Annotated in this window: 17 protein-coding genes and 1 pseudogene; 14 read left to right on the top strand and 4 right to left on the bottom strand. The window is 71.0% G+C overall.

Annotated elements, in window-relative coordinates; translation table 11 throughout:
- Positions 1-22 precede the first annotated feature (22 nt).
- The 13 genes and pseudogenes from ACZ5XZ_RS16460 to ACZ5XZ_RS16520 all read left to right on the top strand — a co-directional run.
- On the top strand, positions 23-1,279 hold the full coding sequence (locus ACZ5XZ_RS16460; protein ID WP_468978378.1) for an ATP-grasp domain-containing protein: 1,257 nt from the start codon (positions 23-25) through the stop codon (positions 1,277-1,279).
- Positions 1,276-2,127: a Rossmann-like domain-containing protein gene (locus ACZ5XZ_RS16465; RefSeq protein WP_468978379.1), complete on the top strand. Its 852-nt coding sequence runs from the start codon at positions 1,276-1,278 to the stop codon at positions 2,125-2,127. The genes ACZ5XZ_RS16460 and ACZ5XZ_RS16465 overlap by 4 nt, the downstream gene beginning before the upstream one ends.
- Entirely contained in the window at positions 2,124-3,215 is a 1,092-nt protein-coding gene (locus ACZ5XZ_RS16470; protein WP_468978381.1) for a PLP-dependent cysteine synthase family protein, read from the top strand. The genes ACZ5XZ_RS16465 and ACZ5XZ_RS16470 overlap by 4 nt, the downstream gene beginning before the upstream one ends.
- Entirely contained in the window at positions 3,212-4,264 is a 1,053-nt protein-coding gene (locus ACZ5XZ_RS16475; RefSeq protein WP_468978382.1) for an enolase C-terminal domain-like protein, read from the top strand. Before ACZ5XZ_RS16470 ends, ACZ5XZ_RS16475 begins: the two co-directional genes overlap by 4 nt.
- Positions 4,261-5,520 (top strand): MFS transporter, encoded by a 1,260-nt coding sequence (locus ACZ5XZ_RS16480; RefSeq protein ID WP_468978383.1) that lies wholly within the window; start codon positions 4,261-4,263, stop codon positions 5,518-5,520. Before ACZ5XZ_RS16475 ends, ACZ5XZ_RS16480 begins: the two co-directional genes overlap by 4 nt.
- An 85-nt stretch (positions 5,521-5,605) precedes the next feature.
- Positions 5,606-6,397: a class I SAM-dependent DNA methyltransferase gene (locus ACZ5XZ_RS16485; protein ID WP_468978385.1), complete on the top strand. Its 792-nt coding sequence runs from the start codon at positions 5,606-5,608 to the stop codon at positions 6,395-6,397.
- A 138-nt stretch (positions 6,398-6,535) separates the two neighbouring features.
- Positions 6,536-8,131: an ABC transporter substrate-binding protein gene (locus ACZ5XZ_RS16490; protein WP_468978386.1), complete on the top strand. Its 1,596-nt coding sequence runs from the start codon at positions 6,536-6,538 to the stop codon at positions 8,129-8,131.
- Between the two features lie 46 nt (positions 8,132-8,177).
- A complete protein-coding gene (locus ACZ5XZ_RS16495; RefSeq protein ID WP_468978388.1) occupies positions 8,178-9,131 on the top strand; it encodes an ABC transporter permease in 954 nt (317 codons plus the stop codon).
- A complete protein-coding gene (locus ACZ5XZ_RS16500) occupies positions 9,128-9,955 on the top strand; it encodes an ABC transporter permease (protein ID WP_468978389.1) in 828 nt (275 codons plus the stop codon). Before ACZ5XZ_RS16495 ends, ACZ5XZ_RS16500 begins: the two co-directional genes overlap by 4 nt.
- Positions 9,952-11,499, top strand: a complete 1,548-nt coding sequence (locus ACZ5XZ_RS16505; RefSeq protein WP_468978390.1) for an ABC transporter ATP-binding protein — start codon at positions 9,952-9,954, stop codon at positions 11,497-11,499. The genes ACZ5XZ_RS16500 and ACZ5XZ_RS16505 overlap by 4 nt, the downstream gene beginning before the upstream one ends.
- A gap of 170 nt (positions 11,500-11,669) precedes the next feature.
- On the top strand, positions 11,670-12,644 hold the full coding sequence (locus tag ACZ5XZ_RS16510; RefSeq protein ID WP_468978393.1) for an AraC-like ligand-binding domain-containing protein: 975 nt from the start codon (positions 11,670-11,672) through the stop codon (positions 12,642-12,644).
- Between the two features lie 729 nt (positions 12,645-13,373).
- Positions 13,374-14,528, top strand: coding sequence for an ABC transporter substrate-binding protein (locus ACZ5XZ_RS16515; RefSeq protein ID WP_468978395.1), 1,155 nt, complete (start codon positions 13,374-13,376; stop codon positions 14,526-14,528).
- A gap of 85 nt (positions 14,529-14,613) precedes the next feature.
- Positions 14,614-14,709, top strand: a pseudogene (locus ACZ5XZ_RS16520) (IS5/IS1182 family transposase); the annotation flags it as partial.
- Between the two features lie 57 nt (positions 14,710-14,766).
- Here the strand turns inward: ACZ5XZ_RS16520 and ACZ5XZ_RS16525 are convergent.
- From ACZ5XZ_RS16525 to ACZ5XZ_RS16540, 4 genes are all read right to left on the bottom strand, one after another.
- On the bottom strand, positions 14,767-16,533 hold the full coding sequence (locus ACZ5XZ_RS16525) for a WD40 repeat domain-containing protein (protein WP_468978397.1): 1,767 nt from the start codon (positions 16,531-16,533) through the stop codon (positions 14,767-14,769).
- Positions 16,534-16,559: 26 nt separating this feature from the next.
- Positions 16,560-17,396: a nucleic acid/nucleotide deaminase domain-containing protein gene (locus ACZ5XZ_RS16530; protein WP_468978398.1), complete on the bottom strand. Its 837-nt coding sequence runs from the start codon at positions 17,394-17,396 to the stop codon at positions 16,560-16,562.
- 51 nt (positions 17,397-17,447) lie between these two features.
- A complete protein-coding gene (locus tag ACZ5XZ_RS16535) occupies positions 17,448-18,017 on the bottom strand; it encodes an SUKH-4 family immunity protein (RefSeq protein ID WP_468978401.1) in 570 nt (189 codons plus the stop codon).
- A gap of 89 nt (positions 18,018-18,106) precedes the next feature.
- Positions 18,107-19,768 carry a WXG100-like domain-containing protein gene (locus ACZ5XZ_RS16540; RefSeq protein ID WP_468978402.1) on the bottom strand — a complete coding sequence of 554 codons (1,662 nt, stop codon included), beginning with the start codon at positions 19,766-19,768 and terminating at the stop codon, positions 18,107-18,109.
- 1,298 nt (positions 19,769-21,066) lie between these two features.
- Between ACZ5XZ_RS16540 and dhaK the strand changes: the two genes are divergently transcribed.
- Positions 21,067-22,059, top strand: a complete 993-nt coding sequence (gene dhaK, locus ACZ5XZ_RS16545; RefSeq protein WP_468978404.1) for a dihydroxyacetone kinase subunit DhaK — start codon at positions 21,067-21,069, stop codon at positions 22,057-22,059.
- Positions 22,060-22,091 lie beyond the last annotated feature (32 nt).

The following is a 22,091-nucleotide window of genomic DNA, read 5'->3' on the forward strand; positions in this document are numbered from 1 at the left end:
CGCCTTCCGTGAAAGGGAAACCGTGGCCCATCTGCTGATGGTCGAGAGCTGGGTCGGATCGATGAGCAGGCTGCTGCCACGAGCGATCCGCGAGGGCGGGCACGAGTTCACCTTCCTCACCCGTGACCTGCACCACTACCTGCGCACCGCGCCCGAGGGCGCCGCGCATCCGCTGCTGTCGGCGCGCAACACGCTGACCGCCGACACCAACGACCTCACCACCCTGCTGCCCCTCGTCGAGCACCTGCACGGCGCGCTGGGCTTCGACGGGGTGATCACGTCCTGCGACTACTACCTCCCGACGGCCGCGCGGATCGCCGCCCGGCTGGGCCTGGCGGGCCCCGCCCCCGCCGCGGTCGACAGCGCCTGCCGCAAGGACGCCACCCGCCGGGTGCTGGCCGAGGCCGGACTGCCCGGGCCGCGCTTCGCCGTCTGCGCGGACCGCTCCGAGGCCGCCGACGCGGCTCGGGAGATCGGCTATCCGCTCGTACTGAAGCCGGTGGACCTGTGCGCCGGGATGTACGTCCGCCGCGTCGACGACGAGGCCGGGCTGGCCCGCGCCTACCAGGCGCTCGCCGACTTCCCCGTCAACGCGCGCGGCCAGCGGCGCGCACCGGTGGTGCTGCTCGAAGAGCTGCTCCAGGGGCCCGAAGTCAGCGTGGAGACCGTGTCGTTCGACGGGACCACGCAGGTGGTCGGGGTGACCGACAAGAGCGTCGGCGGTGCACCGGCCTTCATCGAGACGGGACACATGTACCCCGCGGCGCTCTCCCCCGCCGACGCCGAGGCCGCCGCCCAGACCGCCCGCCGGGCGCTGGCCGCCCTCGGCCTGGACGCGGTGGTGGCGCACACCGAGATCAAGCTGACCGCCGACGGCCCCCGGGTCGTCGAGGTCAATCCGCGCCCCGCCGGCAACCGCATCACCGAACTCGTCCGCCATGTGGCGGGCATCGATCTGGCCGCCGCCGGGGTCGACGTGGCCCTCGGCCGCGAGCCGGACCTGCGCCCGCGGGCAACCGGGCTGTGCAGCGCCGCCATCGGGTTCCTGGTGCCGGACGCCGCGGGCGTGCTGGAGTCCGTCGGCGGAGCCGAGAAGGTGCGCGGGGCCGACGGCCTGCTGGAGCTCCAGCTCTCCGAACCCGGCACGGTGGTCAGGGCCGCGGGCAGCAACAACGAGTACCTGGGCCACGTCATGGCCGGCGACGCCGAGGGGTCCGGAGCCCGCGAGCGGGTCGAGGCCCTGCTCTCGGCGCTGCGTCCGAAGGTGGCCGCCCGATGAGCGCCCGCACCGCCCCCCACCGCACCACGGCCTCGTACGACGAACTCGTCGAGCGGGTGCTCGCCGGTGGCTTCGGCCCCGACCCGCGCACCACCCGCATCGCCGTGGCCTTCGCCACGCGCCAGTCCGTACGGCACGACGGGCGCAGCGGCGGCTACCGCAACGAGGTGCTGAGCCTGCGCCTGGCCGCGGCGGTCGGCTCGTGCGCGGTCGAGCCCGGCGCCCTGCCCGACGGCGCGGTGGACGACTGCGTCGGTGCCGACGTCGCCCGGCTGCTGACGCATGAACTGGTGCCGGTACGGGTGGCCGCGCTGGACGCCTACCTGGCGCACGTCCTGCCGCACACTCCCGCGGCCGGCGCACGGCCCTGGCCGCTGCCCGCCGGGAGTTCGCTGGCGAAGTCCCGGGCCAGGGCCAGAGCCGTCACCGGACTGCTCGACGTCCCGCCGGGAGGCACCGTGCTCGTCGTCGGGGTAGTGAACTCGCTGCTGGAGGCGCTGCGGGCGCGGGGCGTGGCGTACATACCCTGCGACCTCAAGGGCGGTACCACGGAGTGGGGCGAGCCGGTGCGCACCGACGCGGCCGCGGAACTGGCGCGCTGCGACGCCGTCCTGGCCTCGGGGATGACGCTCGGCAACGGCAGCTTCGAGCCGCTGCGCCGGCACGCGCGGCAGCACGGCAAGCCGCTGGTGATGTTCGCCCAGACCGGCAGCGCGGTGCTGCCGCGCCTCATCGGCGCCGGGGTGAGCGCGGTGTGCGCCGAGCCGTACCCGTTCTTCTGGCTCGACGGCGGTCCGGGCGTCATCCACCGCTACGGCGGCCCCGAGCACCCCGAGGACGCCCGGTGACCACAGCAGTCCTCAGCCCCGCCGGCAACGCCTCGCTCCTGGCCCTGCTCGGCCGGACCCCGCTCGCCCGCATCACCGCCGATCTGCCCTGCCCGCAGCCCGGCTTCTGGGGCAAGCTCGAAGGGCTCGGCGTCGGCGGTATGAAGGCGCGGGCGGCGGTCTCCATGCTGCTCGGCGCCAAGGAGCGCGGCGAACTGCGGCCGGGCGCACCGGTGGTGGAGTCCACCTCCGGAACCCTGGGCATCGGGCTGGCCTTCGCCGGCCAGGCCCTGGGGCATCCGGTCGTGCTGGTGGGCGACGCGGAGCTGGAGCCCTCGATGCGCCGGCTGCTGCGCGCCCACGGCGCCCGCCTGGAGATCGTCGACCGCCCGGCGGCCGAGGGCGGCTGGCAGGCCGCGCGGCTGGCGCGGCTGCGGGAGACGCTGGCGCGGCTGCCCGGCGCGTACTGGCCCGACCAGTACAACAACCCTGACAACGTGGCCGGTTACGCCTCGCTCGCCGCCGAGCTGGCCACCGCGCTGGACCACCTCGACGTGCTGGTGTGCAGCGTCGGCACGGGCGGTCACAGCGCCGGCATCGTCCGCCCGCTGCGGCGGCACTGGCCCCGGCTGCGGCTGATCGGCGTCGACGCCACCGGCTCGACCATCTTCGGCCAGCCCGCCAGGCCCCGGCTGATGCGCGGCCTGGGCAGCAGCATCCATCCGCGCAATGTCGCCTACGAGGCGTTCGACGAGGTCCACTGGGTCGGCCCCGCCGAGGCCGCCGACGCCTGCCGCCGCCTGGCCCGCGGCAACTTCGTCAGCGGCGGCTGGAGCACCGGGGCGGTCGCCCTGGTCGCGGCCTGGGCCGCCCGGGTCCATCCGGGAGCCGTCGTCGCCGGGGTCTTCCCCGACGGCCCGCATCGCTACCTCGGCAGCGTCTACGACGACGACTTCCTCGCCGCGCACGGCCTCGACCCCGCCGGGGCCGCCACCCGTCCGGTCGAGATCCCGCACCCGGAGGCCGTGGAGGCCACCGGCTGGGCCCGGTGCCGCGCCGTCGCCGACCCGCTCGCCCGCCGAACCCCCCACAGCCAGGAGATCCCGTGAAAGTCAGTCAGCGCACCGTACGCCTCGCCCTCACCGAGCCGCTGCGCATATCCCGCTCCACCATGGCGGCCCGCGAGGCGGTCTGGCTGTCCGTCGAGCACGACGGGCGGCACGGCCACGCGGAGGCCGTCACCAGCGTGTACTACGGCCTCGATGCCGACACGCTCGGCCGGCTGATACACGCCCGGTCCCAGTGGCTGGCCCGCTTCGCCGATCCGGAGAGCGCCCTGGAGGAGCTGCGCGGCAACGGCCTGGCGGACACCCCGCCCGCCGTGACCGCCGCCGTCGAGTCCGCGCTGCTGGACCTGGTGGGCAAGCGCGCGGGCACCCCGCTGTACACCCTGCTCGGCGCCGCCGGCCCACCGTCCGCGGCGACCGCCCGCACCCTCGGCATCACCTCGCCGGAACGGGCCGCGGCCTGGGCCGCCGACCTGGTGCGGGACGGCTTCTCGGTCCTCAAGATCAAGGCGGGCTCCCCCGACCCCGCCGACGACCTGGCCCGCGTCCGGGCCGTACGGGCCGCCGCGCCCCGGGCGCGGCTGCTGCTCGACCCCAACGGCGGTTGGCGCGCCGCCGAGGCGGAGCGCCTGCTGCACCGCTTCGCGGCGCTGGGCGTCGAGGCCGTCGAACAGCCGATCGCGCCCGGCGACCCCGAGGCGCTGGCGAGGCTCGCCGCGCGCTCGCCGCTGCCGGTCATCGCCGACGAGGACGCGGTCGGCCACGAGGACGCCTGCCGCCTGGCCGGGCGGGTGCAGGGCATCAACGTCAAGCTCGCCAAGTGCGGCGGGGTCGGTGCGGCTCTGCGGATCGCCGAACTGGTCGCCGGGACCGGCACCGAGCTGATGCTCGGCTGCCTGACCGCCAGCACCCTCGGCATCGCCCCCGCCGTCCACCTCGCCGACCGCGCCCGGTGGACCGACCTCGACGGGCATCTGCTGCTCGCCCACGACCCGTGGACCGGCATCGCCGGCACCGACGGCACCGTCCGGGCGAGCCGGCACCCGGGCCTGGGCGTGCGGCCGCGTACGGACCGCGGAGCGCGGCCATGAGGACCTGGCACGAGATCCGCGGCTTCCCCGTCGCGATACGGCTTCTGCTGGTCAACCAGTTCGGCGTGAACACCGGCTTCTATCTGCTCATCCCCTACCTCGCCGTCCACCTCGGCGAGGACCTCGGGCTGTCGGCCGCGGTCGTCGGCATCGTGCTCGGCGTACGCAACCTCAGCCAGCAGGGCCTGTTCCTGATCGGCGGGTCGGCCGCGGACCGGCTGGGCGCGCGAGGGGTCATCATCGCCGGCTGCGCGCTGCGCACCGTCGGCTTCGGACTCTTCGCGCTCGGCGACGGATTGGCGGTGCTGCTGGCCGCCTCGGTGCTCAGCGGGCTGGCCGGGGCGCTGTTCAACCCGGCCGTGCGCGCGTACCTCGCGCTGGCGGCGGGCGAGCGGAAGGCGGAGGCGTTCGCCCTGTTCAACGTGTTCGCGACGGCCGGCGCGCTGGTGGGGCCGCTGCTCGGCAGCGCGCTGCTGCTGGTCGACTTCCGGGTCGCCGCGCTCACCGCGTCCGGGCTCTTCGCGGTGCTCACGGTCGCCCAGGCCCTGGTGCTTCCGGCAGGCACGGTCGCGCCGTCCGGGAACGGCGTCGTGGCGGACTGGCGCGAAGTGGCCGGCAACCGGGGCTTCGTGGCGTTCGCGCTGGCCATGGTCGGCATGTTCACGATGGAGAACCAGCTGTATCTGCTGCTGCCCGACGGCGCGCGCCGGGCCACCGGCTGGGACGGCGCGGCGGGCGTGGTCTTCCTCGTCGGCACCCTCACCAACCTGGGGCTGCAGCTGCGCCTCACCCGGGCCCTCAAGGAGCGGGGCAGCCGGGCCCGGTGGATCAGCCGGGGAATCGCCCTGATGGGTCTGGGTTTCCTGCCGCCGATGGCGGTGGCGGGGGCCGGGACCGCACAGGGCGACCCGGTCGGCGCGGCGCTGCGCCTGCTGCCGGTGCTGGGCGGTGCCCTGCTGCTCTACCTGGGCGTGATGATCGCCCAGCCGTTCGTGATGGAGCTGATCCCCGGCTTCGGCCGCCCGGAATTGACCGGCACCTGCTTCGGGCTGTTCTACGTGGTCTCGGGCGTCGCCGCGGCCGTCGGCAACGCCGTCGTCGGCTGGGCGATGGACACCGGTGAGCACACGGGCGCGCGGTGGCTGCCCTGGGCGTGCTGCCTCGCCTTCGGACTCCTCTCCGCGGCGGCCGTCGCCTGGCTGCACCGCCTGCGGACCCTGCCCGACCGGACGCCGGCCGAACCGGTGCCGGCATGAGGGCGGTCCGACGCCGGCGCACGGCGGAGCCGGCGCGCTACGAGGCAGACGGCTGCGGCCCGGCACGGGCGCGTAAGGAGAACCCATGACGGACCCGAACCTGCTGACCGACCACCCGGCCCTGTACGAGGCCCGTTTCCCCGACGACACACGGCTGGCCGGCCGCTGGGCCGAGGACTGCCTGCGCCGGTACGGCGCCGGTCCGCGGGTCCTCGACCTCGGCTGCGGCACCGGCCGCGACGCCGCGCATCTGCACGGCGCCGGCCGCAGGGTCGTCGGCGCCGACCTGTCCACGGCGATGCTCGACCACGCCCGCCGCCACCACCCCGGGCCCGCGTACGTCCGGGCCGATCTGCGCCACTTCGACCTGGGGGAAGGGCGCTTCGACGCCGTGGTGTGCCTGGACAGCGCCCTGCTGTACTGCCACACCAACGAGGAGCTCGACGGCCTGTTCGCCTCGTGCCGCCGGGCCCTGGCGCCCGGTGGGCTGCTGCTGGCGGAGATGCGCAACGGGGCGTTCTTCCTCGGCCGCAGCGAACTGCTCGACGGCCCGTCCGTCAGCAGCTTCACCTGGCGGGGCGTCACCCACCGGTCGACGACGGCGCTGCGGGTGGACCGCGCCGCGCAACTGCTGCGCCGTACCCGGGTGTGGACCGCCGACGACGGCTCGCCGCCGGTCGAGCAGCACTCCGCATGGCGGCTGCTGTTCCCACAGGAGCTGCGCCATCTCCTCGGGGCCCACGGCTTCGAGGTGCTCGCCCTGTACGACCGGCCCGGCCCGCGCACGGATCCTGCCTGGCGCGCGGGGGATCCACCCGCCACCACGGCCGACGCCGACCGGCTCCATCTCGTCGCCCGGCTCACGCGGGAGACCTGAACGCACCCGTCGGGCCCGCGCCGGACACCGCTCCCACCGGAGTGCCGGACCTCCGCCGCCGGACCGTCACACCACTGTCCCGCTCCCCGCTTGCCCCCTCGCCCGCTCTGCCGCCGCCCGCTCTCGAAGGACACCGCCATGGACCACCACGTCCCCGTCAACGACCCCCGCCTGCCCGGGCTGCGCCGCCGGGGTTTCCTCGCCGCCGCCGGCGGGGCGGCCGGGCTCGGTGCGCTCGCGCTCGCCGGCTGCTCCGGCTCCCCGCTCTCGACTAGTGACACCTCCGGGGGCGGCAGGCCCCGGCGCGGCGGACGGCTGCGCGCCGCCTTCGCGGGCGGCGGTGCGAGCGAGACCCTCGACCCGCACCTCGCCAACCTCTTCGCCGACGCCGCCCGCGCCAAGGCGCTCTACGACAAGCTCGCCGACTACGGCCCCGATCTCGCCGCCCGGCCCCGGCTCGCCGCGGCGTGGCAGCCGAACGCGGCCCTGGACCGGTGGCGCGTCACGCTGCGCAGGGCCGCGTTCCACGACGGCAGGCCGGTGACGGCCCGGGACGTGCTGTACAGCTACCGCCGTATCGCCGACCCCAAGCGGGCGTTCCGGGCCAAGGCGTCGCTGGAGCCGATCGATCTCAAGGCCAGCCGGGCGGTGGACGCGCGGACCGTCGAGTTCGTCCTCAAGCGACCGACCGCCGAATTCCCCAATGTGCTCGCCGCGTTCGGCGCGTACATCGTCCCCGAGGGTGCCCGGGACTTCGACCGTGAACCGGTCGGCAGCGGTCCGTTCCGCTTCGTGTCGTTCACGCCCGGCACGTCCGCCGTCTTCCGGCGCAACGACGCCTACTGGGGCGGCGCCCCCTACCTCGACGAGCTGGAGTTCGTCGTCGCCAACGAGGAGTCGGCGCGTACCAACGCCCTGCTGGGCGGCCAGGTCGAGTACGCCCACGAGCTGAACCCCGCCACCGCCCGCGCCCATGAGGACCAGGGGCAGATCACCATCGTCCGGCTGCGCAACAGCGCCATGCAGGCGTTCGCGATGAAGACCGACCGGCCGCCGTTCGACGACCGGCGGGTCCGCGAGGCGTTCTTCCTGATGGCCGACCGCAAGGAGCTGGTCGACGGCGCGCTGTCCGGTGCCGGCGAGGTCGGCAACGATCTGTTCGGCAAGGGGTACCAGTACTACGCCGGCCAGCTGCCGCAGCGCACCCCGGACCTCGACCGGGCGCGGCACCTGCTGAAGCAGGCCGGTGCCGAGAAGCTGAGGGTCGCCCTCGACACCTCGCCCGTCGCCTCCGGATTCACCGAGGCCGCGGCGATCTTCCGGGACCAGGCGGCCAGGGCCGGAGTGCGCATCGAGGTCAGGACCGGCAGCAAGGACAGCTACTGGACGGACATCCTGGACTCCGGGACGCTGTGCTGCTACCGCTCCGGCGCCATGCCCATCGAGTCCCATATCTCGCAGCGCCTGCTCACCGACTCCTCCACCAACGCCACGCACTGGCGGCACAAGGACTTCGACGCCCTGTACCAACAGGCGCAGTCCACCAGGGACAGCAAGGACCGTGCCGCCGTCTACGCGCGCATGCAGCGACGGCTGTACGCCGAGGGCGGCTTCCTGGTCTGGGGCTTCGCCGACTGGATCCTGGGCACCGCCCGCAACGTACGGGGCATCGAGCGCGAGGCGCCCGCCAACTCCCTTGACTGGGCGCGCTTCGACAAGGTCTGGCTGGCGTGAGCGGGCGAAGCGTGAGGGTCCCTCTGGCCGAAGGCAGGGGAGAACCATGAGCGGGCTACGGTCCTGGTTCGCCCGACGGTTGCTGGCCGGTGCGGCGCAGACGGCGGCCGTGGTGCTGCTCGTCTTCGCGCTCACCGAGGCGCTGCCGGGCGACGCGGCGGTGGCGCTCGCCGGCGACCAGCCCGACCCGGAGCGGATCGCGGCCCTGCGCGCGGCGCTGCACCTGGACCGGCCGGCGCACGAACGCCTCGCGGAGTGGGCGGCCGGCCTGCTCCACGGCGACCTCGGCACGTCCCTGACGTCGGGCCGGCCGGTCAGCGGGTATCTCGCGGACGGCTTCGGGCCGACCGTGCTGCTGGCCGTGCTCACCGTCGCGCTGCTGGTGCCGGCCGGCGTCGGCCTCGGGGTGCTGGCCGCCCGGCACGAGGGGCGGCTCGCGGACCGGCTGATCAGTTCGGTGACGCTCGGCGTGTACGCGGTCCCGGAGTTCGCCTTCGGCGTGCTGCTGGTCACGGTGTTCGCGCTGCGCCTGGGCTGGCTGCCGCCGACCGCCGTCGGTTACGGCACCGATCTGCTCGCCCATCCGGCGGCGCTGGTGCTCCCCGTCCTGGTCCTGCTGTCGCGTCCGGTGTGCTCACTGACCCGCCTGGTACGCGCCGGCATGATCGACGCGCTGGCCGCTCCGTACGCCGTCCATGCCCGCCGCTACGGCGTCCCGGGCGCCCGCGTCCGGTACGCGCACGCCCTGCCCCACGCGATCGCGCCCGCCGCCCAGCAGCTGGCCCGCACCGTCGACTGGCTGCTGTGCGGGGTCGTCGTCGTGGAGGCGCTGTTGGTGATTCCGGGACTGGGAACGGTGCTGATGAACGCCGTCGCGGAGCGCGACCTGCCCGTGGTGCAGGGCCTGTCCGTGGTCTTCGGCGTGGCGACGGTGGTGCTCAACCTGGGCGCCGACCTGGTCGCCCACCGCTTCGCGCCGCGGGCGGGGGTGGCGGCATGAGGACACTCGCCGGCGCCGGGCCGGGGCGCTTCGCGCTCGCCCTGGCCGTCATCGCCGTACCGCTGGTGCTCGCCCTGCTCGGTCCGCTGCTCGCGGGCGAACCGGGGCCCCGGGCGCCGTCCTTCACGCTCGGCGGCGGCCACTGGCTGGGCACGGACTTCGTCGGACGGGACGTGTGGCGGCAGGTGCTGCTCGGCGGGCGGTCGGTGATCCTCGTCGCGCTGGCCGCGACGGCGCTGGCCTATCTGGTGGCGCTGCCGGTCGGCCTCGCGGGCGCGCTCACCCACCGGGCGTGGCTGGAGGAGCTGCTGATGCGGCCCTGGGACGTGCTGGTCGCGGTGCCGTCGCTGCTGCTGATCCTGCTGGTGGCCGCGGTCGCCTCGCCGGGGGCGGTGGGGCTGTCGTTGCTGGTGGCCGGGGTCAACATCCCCGACGTGGCGCGGATGGTGCGTGCCACGGCCGCCGAGGCGGCCTCCCGCCCCGCGGTGGAGGCGCTGCGCATGCAGGGCGAGTCCTGGTGGCGGACGGCCGTGGGGTACGTCGGCCGTTCGGTGGCGCGCACCCTGGTCGCGGATGCCGGCGTACGGCTGACGGGGGTGCTGTATCTGGTCGCCACGGCGGCGTTCCTCGGCGTCGGTGTGGCGCCGGACGCGGCCGACTGGGCGGTGATGGTGGACCGCAACCGGACGGGGCTGTTCGTCCAGCCCTGGGCCGTGGTGGTGCCGGCGCTGCTGATCGTCGCGCTGACGGTGGGGAGCAATCTGCTCTTCGACGCCGTACTGGAGAAGAACGCCGCCGGAGCGGGAAGGAGGAGGCGGGCATGAGCGTGATCGCCGAGATCAGGGATCTGCGCGTCGAGGTCGACGGGCGGCCGATCGTCGACGGGGTCGGGCTGCGGGTCCGGGCCGGGAAGGTCACCGCGCTGGTCGGCGCGTCCGGCAGCGGCAAGACGACGACCGGTCTGGCCCTGCTGGGGGAATACCCGGCGGGCGCCCGGGTGACCGGCGAGGTGCGGGTGGCCGACGCCCTGGTCGGCTATGTGCCCCAGCACCCCGGCGCGGTCCTCAACCCCGCCCGGCGGGTCGGCGCGCTGCTGTCCGACATCGCCCGCGGCCAGGTACGGGCCCTGCCCCGTGCCGGGCGGCGGGCGGCGGCCGGTGAGCGGATCCGCCGGGCGCTGGCCCTGGCGCAGCTCCCGGAGGGCGAGGCGCTGCTCGGCCGCTACCCGCACCAGCTGTCGGGGGGCCAGCAGCAGCGGGTGGTCCTGGCGCAGGCGCTGCTGGCCGGGGCCGGGGTGGTGGTCGCGGACGAGCCGACGACGGGTCAGGACGCGGTGACCAAGCGGCGCGTCGTCGGCGAGCTGGCGGCACTGGCCCGGCAGGGCATCGGGGTGCTGCTGCTGAGCCACGACCTGGATGTCGTGCGGGCTCTGGCCGATGAGGTGCTCGTGATGCGCGGTGGCCGCGTGGTGGAGGCGGGTCCTGCCGAGCGGTTGTGGCGGGCCCCGCGGCATCGGTGGACCGCTGAACTCCTCGCCGCGGAGACCGGGGTGGGCCAGAGCCCGCCGGCGGGCGCGGGCCGTGCGGTGCTGGAGGTGCGGGGTCTTGCGGCCCGGCACCGTGCCGGCTCCCGCACCGCCACCGAGGTGCTGCGGCTTCCCCAACTCACCCTCCGCGCGGGCGAGTTCCTGGCCGTCGTCGGCCGCTCCGGCAGCGGGAAGACCACGCTGGCCCGCTGCCTGGCCGGGCTGCACCGCGACTTCCGCGGCGAGGTCCGGCTCGACGGCACGGTGCTCCCGCGCAGCCTGCGGGCGCGGACCCGTGCGCAGCTCTGCGCGGTCCAGTACGTCTTCCAGGATGCCCGGGCCGCGTTCGACGAGCACCGGCCGGTGCTGGACCAGGTGGCGCGCACGGCGGTGCGGCTGCGCGGGGCGGATCCCGGTGAGGCCGCGGCGGAGGCGCTGCGTACGCTGGCCACGCTCGGCCTGACCGAGGAGCTGGTGCGCCGCGCGCCCGGGCGGCTGTCCGGCGGCGAGTTGCAGCGCGCCGCGCTCGCCCGCGCGTTGCTGGCCCGGCCGCGGGTGCTCCTCTGCGACGAGATCACCTCCGGGCTCGACGCCGTCACCCGGCGCGGTCTGCTCGGCACGCTCACCGCTCTGCTGCGCGACCGGCCGGAGCTGTCCCTGGTGCTGATCACCCACGACCTCGCCACCGCTGCGGCGGCCGCCCGGATCGCCGTACTGGACGCCGGCGAACTCGTCGAACAGGGCCCGACGCGGCAGGTACTCACCGCACCACGGCACGCCTTCACCGCCTCGCTCGTGGAGGTCGCGGCGGACCTGAGGGCCCGCGACGGAGCCCGGCCATGACCCATCGGAGAGACACCCCCTAGGGCGGACCCGCCCTGGTACGTCCACAACCCTCCGGTGACACACTCCTTTCCGCCATCACGTGCGGCAGGGAACCGCAACGTCCAGCACACCGTGTACCACCTGGTGGGAGCCCTTTGACCAGCGGCGTCAGAAACGGGGGAACGAGGATGTTGGACGAAACGGTGTTCCGGAGCGAGGATGCGCCCGCGGCGGACCGGTTCGGTTACTGGAACGAGCTGTTGGGCCGTACCCACGCTCCCATGGAGCTGCGCAGCGACTACTCCGACGACTTTCGGGCCTCCCAGCGCGTGCTGGGCCTCGGTGCCGTCACCGTGTGGTCCGCCACGTTCCAGCCGCTGGTCTTCCGGCGCACGCCGAAGCTGATCCGGCAGTCCGACCCCGAGACGTACCACCTTGCCCTCCTCTTACGCGGGAGAGTGACGGGAACGTGGAGGCACCGGGAAACCGACTTCGAGCCGTACGACCTGTTCATCAACTCGTCCTCGCTGCCGGACGAGGTCCACAGCACCGGCGCCCCGGTCACCTCGGTGGCCCTGGAGATTCCCAAGGCCCTGCTACCGCTCCCCCGCGACGTGGCCCGCCGGATAGTCGGGGCGCCGGTGTCCGCCCGGGAGGGGATGGGCGCTCTCCTGGCGCAGTTCCTCACTCAACTCACCCAGGACACCACCCCATACCAGCCCACCGACGGCCCCCGCCTCGGCACGGCTCTGACCGACCTGACCGCCGCGCTCTTCGCCCACCTGCTCGAGGCCGGCCGCTGCCTCCCTCCGGAGACCCACCGACGGACCCTCACCCTGCGCATCCAGGCCTTCATCCGCGAGCACCTCCACGACCCCCACCTCACCCCGGCCACCATCGCCGCAGCGCACCACATCTCCCTCAGCTATCTGCACCGCCTCTTCCGGGACCAGGACGCCACAGTGGCCGCGTGGATCCGCCACCTACGCCTGGAGGCGGCCCACCGCGACCTCACCGACCCAGCACTCCACGCCACCCCCATCCACGCCATCGCCACGCACTGGGGCTTCCCCCGCGCAGCCGACTTCAGCCGCGCCTACCGCGCCGCCTACGGCACCACGCCCAAGGACCGCCGGCACCAGGCCCTCCACAGCCACGAGTGAACTCATTGCCAACACAGTTGTGCACTCAGCGCTAACGACTCGCCGCCCGCATCCCGGCATCCTGAAGGGGCGACAGTTCGGCCATTTGCCGTTTCCCTTCTCACGGATTCGTCTGTTCGGCGAATCCGGAACGGACACCCCATGAATTCCATAACAGTGAGGCGTGCATTGACAGGCGCGTGCGTGGCAGCAGCCGCAATCGTCATGCCATTCATGGCGACCACGACCCCGGCAAATGCCACTGCGAAGTCGTCGACCGCTGGAAGCTCGAAAGACAGATGCATAGCCTACCTTTCCTCGAAAGACTACAGGGTGGGCCCAAAGATAATTTATGGTTGCGGATTTGCGGATAGCGTGAACGTGGTCTCGCAGGGCCTCTGCATCACTTATATGGAGCGCATAGGCGTCAGGGCCTCCCACGCGCAAACGGCCTGCCGCAAGTAGGTCGGTTCGCTCCCACGCCTTGTGATGCGCCGGCCCCCACCTCACGCAACGTGGCGTGTCACGCACGCACTGCGACCAGCACAGATAAGACGCCGCGACACATCCCCACGCGCCACAGATGTGCAGGAATGGTAGTCAAGAGTTTCGAAGATGTTACGGACCAGACATCGACAGCGTGCCTACTATGGCCAGCTTGTTCAGGCGAGTATTCGCACAAGTTCTCAACCTCCCGCGCGAATCCCCGTCTGTCCACTGTGCCCCCTTGTGTACCCCTCTGGAGAGACCGTGACCCAGATCCTGCCGAGATCCGCCGTCCTTACCGGCGCCCTCGTCGCCGCCACATTCATCCTCAGCGCCTGTGGCGCGGGCCCCGACGCGGCGACCAACGCCGACGGAGAGAGCGCGGCCACCGCGATATCGGCCGAGGACTTCGGGGGCATGGACGCGCTCGTCAAGGCAGCCAAAGAGGAAGGCACGCTGCACGCCATCGCGCTCCCCCGCGACTGGGCCAATTACGGCGCACTGATCGACGGCTTCGAGAAGAAGTACGGCATCAAGGTCAAGGTGGAGAACCCGGACGGCGCCAGCCAGGACGAGATCAACGCCGTCACCTCCCGCAAGGGCAAGGACCAGGACCAGGCTCCCGACGTCCTCGATCTCGGCAGCTCCTTCGCGTACAGCGCCGCCCAGCAGGATCTGCTCGCGCAGTACATGGTCGCCGATTTCATTGACATCCCCGACGGCCAGAAGGACACGCTGAGCCGCTGGTACAACGGCTACGGCGGCTATATCTCCATCGGCTGCGACGCCCGTCGCGTGAAGACCTGCCCGACCACCTTCAAGGAGCTGCTCAAGCCGGAGTACAAGGGGCAGGTCGCGCTCAACGGCAACCCCACCAAGTCCGGTTCGGCCTTCGGCAGTGTCTACGCGGCCGCCCTCGCCAGCGGCGGCTCCTTCGACTACATCCAGCCCGGCCTCGACTTCTTCGCCAAGCTCAAAAGGAACGGCAACTACACGCCCGTCCAGTCCACCTCGGCCACCATCACGAAGGGCCAGACGCCGATCGTTCTCGACTGGGACTACCTCAACGCCAGGTACACCGACGAGCTCAAGAGCAAGGGACTCGACTGGCAGGTCGCGGTCCCAGAGGACGGCAAGTTCTCGCAGTACTACTCGCAGGCCATCAACAAGAACGCCCCGCACCCGGCAGCCGCCCGAGTGTGGCAGGAGTACCTGTACAGCGCCGAGGGCCAGAACCTCTGGCTCAAGGGCTACGCCCGCCCGGCCCTGATGGCCGCCATGGAGAAGGACGGCACGCTCGACAAGACCGCGGCCGCCAAGCTGCCGAAGGTCTCCGGCACGCCGAGGTTCCCGACCGAGTCGCAGCTGGGCCACGCCAAGGATGACATCGCCCAGGGCTGGGGCAAGGTCGTCAGATAACCGCGACTCTCACCAGGGCCGACGCGGTGCCCGCCGTCTCCTCGGAGCGGCGGCGCCGCGCGGCCGGCTGGTGCTCGCGCATCCCTGGAAGATCCTCCGCGGCTGCCGACAGAACGGAGCTGGCCTCCACCACGCCGCCCAAGCAGTCGCCACCATGCACAACCTCGCCATGGCAGGGTGAAATGGCAGGTCGGCAATCACTCACCCATGCCGCCGCAGAGACTTCTGCAACGCCCGTTTAGGCCCAGAGTTGGTCGAGGTCGAGTCGTAGCGCGTGGAAGCCATCCGGGCCACCGGCGGTCAGTTGTCCTGTGGACGTGAGCGTGAGGGAGTTACAGCGGTAGAGGAGCGGCAGTACGCGGACTGTTCCACTCAGGAGGTGCCACAGGTGGATCTCCTGATCGTTCCATGCGGCGGCGAGGACGGGGCCGGCAGACGTGGTGGCGGCTGCGAGGGCCGTGACGAGTGCCGGCCGTTGATCGAGCGGGGTTTCCATCGGTGCCTGGGAGGCCTCCCAGAGCCGAATGGAGCCGTCGAGCGCGGCGCTGATGACGAAGGTCAGGTCTTCTTGGGGGACCTGCAGGCAGGCCACGGCCGTGACGGGCTGGGTGTGCAGGCGATAGGACCGGGGCATCGGACGGTACTCGCAAAGGGACCACAGGTGCACAGATCCGTGAGCGTCTCCAATGACCACCAACGAGGTGTGGGGACAGCTGCCGATGGCTGTGGGCTGGTGGGAGGCCGTCGTGAGCGACACATGTCCGTGGTGGGAGGCGATGTGCCCGAGCACGGTGGCGGCCAGGCCGTCCTCGTCAGCTGTGACGGCGTGGAGCGGACCGGTCTCGTCGAGAATCAGCAGTGCGTCGGCGCTGGATGCCGCGATGCCGGAGGGACGCAGGGCAGCCGGTGCCGGGAGCATTCCCGTCCGGTGCCCCGTGGCCGGGTCATGCTGGTGCAGCCGACCAAGGAGGTCAGAGACCAGTAGGCCGCCGCCTTGTGGGAGTTGGGCCTGCGCCGCGGTGGGCTGGCCGTGCTGTGCCCAGGTGGCGCTCCAGTGGTGCTGCTCTGCGAGGGGACGCAGGTACTTGCTCAGGCTGGGGCTGACCCCGAGGGAGGCGGCGTGTAGCAGGGCTGCCCGTTCGGAGATGCCGTGCTCGACGGAGGAGAGCTGCGGAGCAGCCCTTTCCCAGATCGGACGTAGACCGGCCGGTGCTGCGGTGGCGGGACTGCGAAGAGCAGCGGTGATGGCGGCGGCTGAGCCGTGGAGCAGGAACCCCGGATCCGCGAGCAGTGAGGAAACGGCCCTGCTGTCTCCCGTTTCGACAGCGGCATCGAGTATGTGTTCCCGGGACGGGCGGGGCGCCTGCGACCAGATGGGCCTGCCGTCGACTGTTGCCGGAATGACGGTACGCAGGGCCGCGAAGTTGAGCGGTGTGTCGTCGGGGCGCTCGATGCCGGGGAACGGCAGTGCGCCGAGGTCGACTTCCTGGTGTTCCTGGTCGGCGAGGAGGTCGGTCTCTCCAGTCTCTACAACGGCGCGGACATGGGGCAGTTGTAGGAGAGGCAGGACGAAGTCGTCGACGATGGTCTGTGGATTGCCGGCCGGCTGGTCGGAGGGACCGCGGCCGGCGAGGTGCAGGTCTGGCAGCAGGAGCAGCAGCGGTCGTTGATCGGCAGCCACGCGATCCAGGAGGCGGTGCGGTGGGACGGGGCCGTAGCCGAGTTGGCGTCCCATCTCCCAAGCGACCGCATCTGTGATCAGCCCCTGGGTAGGGACGGTGGCGTGGGCCGTGGTGGCAGGGTGGGAAGCCGCGCCGGTGAGAAACCACGCGAGGAGGTGGCTCTTGCCGCTCGCGCGGCCACCCCGCAGCAGGCACAACCGCGGGCGGTCGGCGTCGGTCGTGGCGGCCCACTCGATGAGGGCCTGGCCGGCAGCCGAACGGTCCGCGGCCAGCGGCGGCCACTGCGCCAGGTCGGGCGCCTGCGTACTACTGGTGGTCGTCACTGTGCGGCCATCCCGTCCTTGTGCGTCTACTGCTGAGGGGGCTGGGCTGCTGCTTCGGCGAGCAGGCGCAGGCCTTCGGCGCGGGACTCCGCGGTCTCGCCGTAGGGGAAGTTGTGTGTCATCTCAGCTTCGGGGAACGTCTGCGCCAACCACAGTGAGCAGTAGTGGCCGGGCATGAAGCACGGCTCCAACTCGGTATGCACCTTCAGGACCTGCTCCGCCTCGACGCCCGACCCGCTCAGCGCGGACCACAGCCGCTCCTCCGGATGGAGACCGATATCTCCGGCCCGGGTGACGATCTGCTTCTGCCCGTCAGCGCCGACGTACTCGAAGGCGGCGTACCACTCGCTGCTGGCGGTGTCGCGAATATCGTCCAGGACGAGAGGCCACCAACTCTCGCGGTCAGCGAAGGCTGTGGAGTCCAGGTCGCGCAGGCGCTGCTCCGCGTCCGTGAACGCCCGCGCGGCGACCTGAGGCTGATCAGCGCCGACGATCGCCCGCAGTCCCTCATCCAGAACGAGGAGGGACTGCGCGAAGGCCTCCGGAGAGGCATTCACATACCGCGATGGCTCGTCGTAGTCGAGGAGCACAGCCCGCACCACACCCTGAGAGTCGCTGCACAACTCGGTCCCGCGATCGGTGCCGAGCCGGGCCAGCAGTCGATGCTCTTCCGAGGCCACCTCCCGGCCGACGGCTTCCGCGTAGGCACCCAGCACGACAGGGGCGTCGGCAGTGGTGGAGAAATAGGGGCCCACCTGCCAGGGGACAGCCACCTGCTCCAGCCGGCGGACACTACCCGGCGTACTCAGCGGGTCGCCGACCGCCTGACCGAAGCGCCGCATCTCACCCTCAAGGGCCGCCATGGATAACTCCTAGATCGATTGCACGCAGCCTCAAAACCACAGTCTCCCGCACTACCTGGCGTCGGGATCAGAAACCCATTCGAGGACATCGTGCCAACGCGAATGCGGTACATCGAGAGCCGCCGGATCGATCTGCCTCATCTGCGCAATGAGACGCTGCTCCGCCCCTTCGGGGTCGAGCTCTTGCTCCAGTTCCTCGTCATAATTCGGCCGCTCCAACTCCAGCAGGTAGAGGAAGTGAGCGAAGGAGTGCAGATCCTTGTTGAGCGGATACACCTCGTCTTCATCCGAGGGGAGGCACTGGACGACGCCCGTAGCGACATCCAAGGCGATGTCGTCGTAAGGAATCATGCCGAGCAGAACCCAGTTCGCCGCATTTTCCGGGAGGTTGGTCCACCGATCCCCCATGTCCTCATAGCAGGCGCCCACCTTCTTGAGCTCCCGCCGGGACCTGTCAATCAGGTCGAACCAGGGGTTGGCGCGGACCGGGAGTCCCACGTTTCGCAGGAAGTCCACACTCGCTTCATGCTCGATACCTTCAAGCATCTCCTCGGGCAGCGTGACCAACTCCTCCGAGCTGAACTCGCCTTCAAGTGTTGGCCGATCAATGGGCGACGTCATGCTGCGTCCTTACCTGTAACACGCGATGAGAGCGAAACCGAGTTTATCACTCGGATGGGACATGGATCCAATGGATGGCATCGACGCAATCACCTGTTTGCTCTCAGGCGGTTCAGGTATTCCTTGACGTCGTCGTTCATGGCTTTTCTTGCCGGTTTGGAATCATTCTCTGGATAATCGAAGCTGTGAGTTGTATCGACGTGCGAGAGCCGCTCGTTCATCCACTCTGCACATCTTGGACCGGAAGTGCACGGCCCCCGCTCCGTGTACAGCTCCCTCATCCTCCCCTCTTGGCCGTCACGGAGGACAGGGAACCCAACGATCCTCTCGGAGTGACGAAAACCGCTGCTTCTTCCCACCATAATGAAGTCGCCGTGACCGTTTGCACCGTCCATTCGAACTGCCGCATAGTTGTTGGGAGTGCCCGGCTTCCCCGGCTTGGGCCCGTAAGCGTCACCTGAATGTCGAGCCAGCTGAGTGGCTCGTGACAGCTGCGTGCTTCCCGGCTCAACTCTTCTGGACGGCTGGCGCGGCCGAGGCTTGGTGCCCTGCGGGTCCAGTTTGACAAGAGGTTCACCTTCCTGGGGTCGGCCAACATTGTCTCCGTTGAACTTCAGGCCGATGCGCTGCTTGTCCTCGTCGGTGAGCTTCTCCTTCTTCCCGTCAGGATGAAGACGCTGAACGGATCCGTCATCACCCAGCAGGTACATGGGCGTGCCATCGTCACGCTTGCGCAACTTGGCCATCGACAGCGCGGTCTCGTCATCATTGTCGCGATGGTTCTTGGCCATCTTCTTGACGCCACCGGTCATGGCCTCGTCGAGATGCGTGGCCGTCCTCTTGACGCCCTTCTCCAGTCCGTCCATGACCTTGTCGATCATCGGAGCGGCGGCGTTGGCGATGACGTCCTTGCCGCGGGTGCGCCCGTGATGGCCCTTGGCACGGCTGAGCTTGCCGCCGGCCTTGTTACGGAAGGTGCCACCGGCACTCTGCAGTCCTGTGACGGCCTTGTCATGGGCGTCAGGATCGAAAGTGAAGCCGCCGCCGGCACCACCACCGCCTCCGCCTCCGCTCCCGCCGCCGGCGCTCAGCAGCTGCATGCCGGCAGCGGCGGATTTCCCGGCGTCCTTGCCCGCCTGGGCCGCATGGCCGAGGTCAACACCCTTCTGCATACCAAGGGCGTTGGCCCCGAGCTGCACCACTAAGTCGCCGACCATCGCGCCAAGAGCTTCCTCGACAGGGGTCAGAGCAGCACTGACCACCTGCTCGACGACCTGCTGGCAGACCTCTTTGATGATCCTGCGTACTGCAAGGCGGGTGGCCTGAGTGCCCGCCAGTGCTCCTAGTTCCGAGAGGCCGAACGTGAAGGGCGCCGCGACCTGAGCTGCGACCACCTCGGCGGCGAGAATGCCGAGTTGGACGATTGCGGCAATTTTGGCGCCCTCGATGAGCACAGCCACGCCATCCATGGCTGTCGCGGCCAGGCGCCCACACTCGGCGAGGCCCTTCAGATGCTTCCCGTTGATCTTGCCCCAGTGGGCGTTGAGCGCCTCCACTCCCAGCGAACCGCCCGCTGAGCCGACCAGGCTCTGGATGGCTTGATGTGCTTCGTTCGCACCGCCGTCAATGTCGTCCGCGAACTCCCGCAGCGCATCGGCCATATCGCGGTAGTCGTCCTCATCCACATTCGGCCATGAAACGCCGATGATGTCGAGAATCTCGTCCGCCCAGCCCGGCAGCACTACACCCACGTGAAACAAACCCCCTGGTCAACCGACCCCCGCATATGAGCAAGACGCTGTCATCCAGGTGACGGTTCCTCAAGAGGCGATTAGGTCCCGTCTGGCTGCCAAACGACTGCCCAGATCCCGAATTCCGATCAACCGCTGGGCTTACGCTTACGCCACCGCCACGGCTTTTCTCTCCTGGTGGTGCGCAGGCGGGAACATCCAGCGCGGACGGGCTCACATCGGTGCGGCCGTGGGCGACCTCGACAGCCCCGTGCGCCTCGCGCCGGCCCCACCGCAAACGCCGGCGTGAAAGCTGATTGCCTGCTTCACCGCAGTCACAGCGGGGGTGAGATCACAGCACCCTCTCCCGTGACCGTCAGGCGTGCCTGACGGCCGCCCGGCGAGCAGTCGCGGCCGTTGGGATAGGTGGGCTGCGGGGTGACACTGATCCGTCGATCGAGCACGGTGGCGCCCCGCTGGTTCCTGAACACCAGCCTGACGCGTATCGGCTTCCCCGGCAGGCCACGTACGAGCGCGAAGCTAGGCCAGATAGCGGGCTCGGGAGTTCGGGCGGTCGTCGCTACCGGGCGCTCCGCGGCGGTTGCGGATTCCGTGGTCATCACGGGGTTTCCCGGAGCCGCCGGGTTTTCCGGCCGGGTCTCCCGCAGCTGCAGCGCGCGCTTCCGGCATGCGCCGTCCCAGCAAGCCGTAAGACTCGCGGCGGCCACCCTGTTCGCCAGGTGCGGGTCGACCTCCACCCGGATCCCCGCGGGCGTGTCCGTCAAGGTGCAGGGATGGGTGCCTCCCGCCGACCCCCCGCACGCGGTCAGCAACGCCAGAGCCGCCAGGAGCACCACCGTCAATCCGACGTTCCGTCTCACGCTGGCTCCTCGGCAACCGTCTGCGTCATGATCACGGCCGCTCATGCTCCCACGACAGCTGCACCCGGAGACGACTGGCCAGCCGTCCACCTCGTGCACTTCCATGGAGCCGTGGACACGACGATGATCGTTCGCAGGCAGCGCGAGGTGACACCGCTCAAGGCACGACGACACCCACGGATGGCACGGCCGTCATCGGCTCACGGTCCGATACTTGAACCGGCGAGCCCGCCACCTTCGCGACGTCCAGAACAGGCCTGACACGCCATCAGGAAGGTCCACATCACGCCAGCATCAACCCCGCCGGACCCCCGCATACGACCGCAGCAGACCGCCACAGACCGCCAAGATCAGAAACTGCCGAAACTGCCGGAATCCACTCTGACCTGGGGAAACACCGGCCAGAGGTACGAGTTCCCATCTCACCTGGAGGTACCCATGAGGATGTTGATCAACGTCGCGGAGACCGTCGTCGCCGACGCGCTGCGAGGAATGGCGGCGGCGCATCCCGAGCTGGTGGTGGATGCCGAGAACCGGGTGATCGTGCGGCGGGACGCGCCGGTGGCGGAGAAGGTGGCGCTGGTGTCGGGGGGCGGCAGTGGGCATGAGCCGCTGCACGGGGGGTTCGTCGGGCCCGGGATGCTGGACGCGGCCTGTCCCGGGGAGGTGTTCACCTCGCCGGTGCCGGACCAGATGGTGCGTGCGGCGGCGGCCGTGGACAGTGGGCGTGGCGTGTTGTTCGTGGTGAAGAACTACACGGGGGACGTGCTCAACTTCCAGATGGCGCAGGAGCTGGCGGAGGACGAAGGGGTGCAGGTCGCCTCCGTGTTGGTGGACGACGATGTCGCGGTGACCGACTCGACGTTCACGGCGGGGCGGCGCGGGACCGGCGCGACGCTGTTCGTGGAGAAGATCGCCGGGGCCGCGGCCGAGGAGGGGATGCCGCTGGAGCGGGTGGAGGCGGTGGCCCGGCAGGTCGTCGGGTCCTCGCGCAGCTTCGGGGTGGCGCTCAGCGCGTGTACGACGCCGGCGAAGGGCAGCCCGACGTTCGATCTGCCCGCCGGTGAGCTGGAGTTGGGGGTGGGGATCCACGGCGAGCCGGGGCGGGAGCGGCGCGCGATGATGACCTCGCACGAGATCGCGGACTTCGCGGTGGATGCGATTCTGGAGGACCTTCAGCCGCGGCTGCCGGTGCTGGTACTGGTCAACGGCATGGGTGCGACGCCACTGCTGGAGCTGTACGGCTTCAACGCGGAGGTGCGCCGGGTGCTGGACGAGCGGGGCGTGGCAGTGGCCCGGACGCTCGTCGGGAACTATGTGACGTCGCTGGACATGGCAGGCTGCTCGGTGACGCTGTGTCAGGTGGATGGTGAGCTGCTGCGGCTGTGGGACGCGCCGGTGCAGACGGCGGGGCTCCGCTGGGGCCGCTGAGGCCGTGCACCCGCGCAGTGACCGAACGACCT

This window comes from Streptomyces sp. NPDC033270, assembly GCF_055576575.1.

Bases quoted from the DNA above. Each gene is read 5' to 3' on its own strand.
- ACZ5XZ_RS16495 (WP_468978388.1), top strand. From the start codon at position 8,178: ATGAGCGGGCTACGGTCCTGGTTCGCCCGACGGTTGCTGGCCGGTGCG.
- ACZ5XZ_RS16505 (WP_468978390.1), top strand. From the start codon at position 9,952: ATGAGCGTGATCGCCGAGATCAGGGATCTGCGCGTCGAGGTCGACGGG.
- ACZ5XZ_RS16500 (WP_468978389.1), top strand. From the start codon at position 9,128: ATGAGGACACTCGCCGGCGCCGGGCCGGGGCGCTTCGCGCTCGCCCTG.
- ACZ5XZ_RS16490 (WP_468978386.1), top strand. From the start codon at position 6,536: ATGGACCACCACGTCCCCGTCAACGACCCCCGCCTGCCCGGGCTGCGC.
- ACZ5XZ_RS16530 (WP_468978398.1), bottom strand. From the start codon at position 17,396: ATGGCGGCCCTTGAGGGTGAGATGCGGCGCTTCGGTCAGGCGGTCGGC.
- ACZ5XZ_RS16510 (WP_468978393.1), top strand. From the start codon at position 11,670: ATGTTGGACGAAACGGTGTTCCGGAGCGAGGATGCGCCCGCGGCGGAC.
- ACZ5XZ_RS16535 (WP_468978401.1), bottom strand. From the start codon at position 18,017: ATGACGTCGCCCATTGATCGGCCAACACTTGAAGGCGAGTTCAGCTCG.
- ACZ5XZ_RS16465 (WP_468978379.1), top strand. From the start codon at position 1,276: ATGAGCGCCCGCACCGCCCCCCACCGCACCACGGCCTCGTACGACGAA.
- ACZ5XZ_RS16485 (WP_468978385.1), top strand. From the start codon at position 5,606: ATGACGGACCCGAACCTGCTGACCGACCACCCGGCCCTGTACGAGGCC.
- dhaK (WP_468978404.1), top strand. From the start codon at position 21,067: ATGAGGATGTTGATCAACGTCGCGGAGACCGTCGTCGCCGACGCGCTG.
- ACZ5XZ_RS16480 (WP_468978383.1), top strand. From the start codon at position 4,261: ATGAGGACCTGGCACGAGATCCGCGGCTTCCCCGTCGCGATACGGCTT.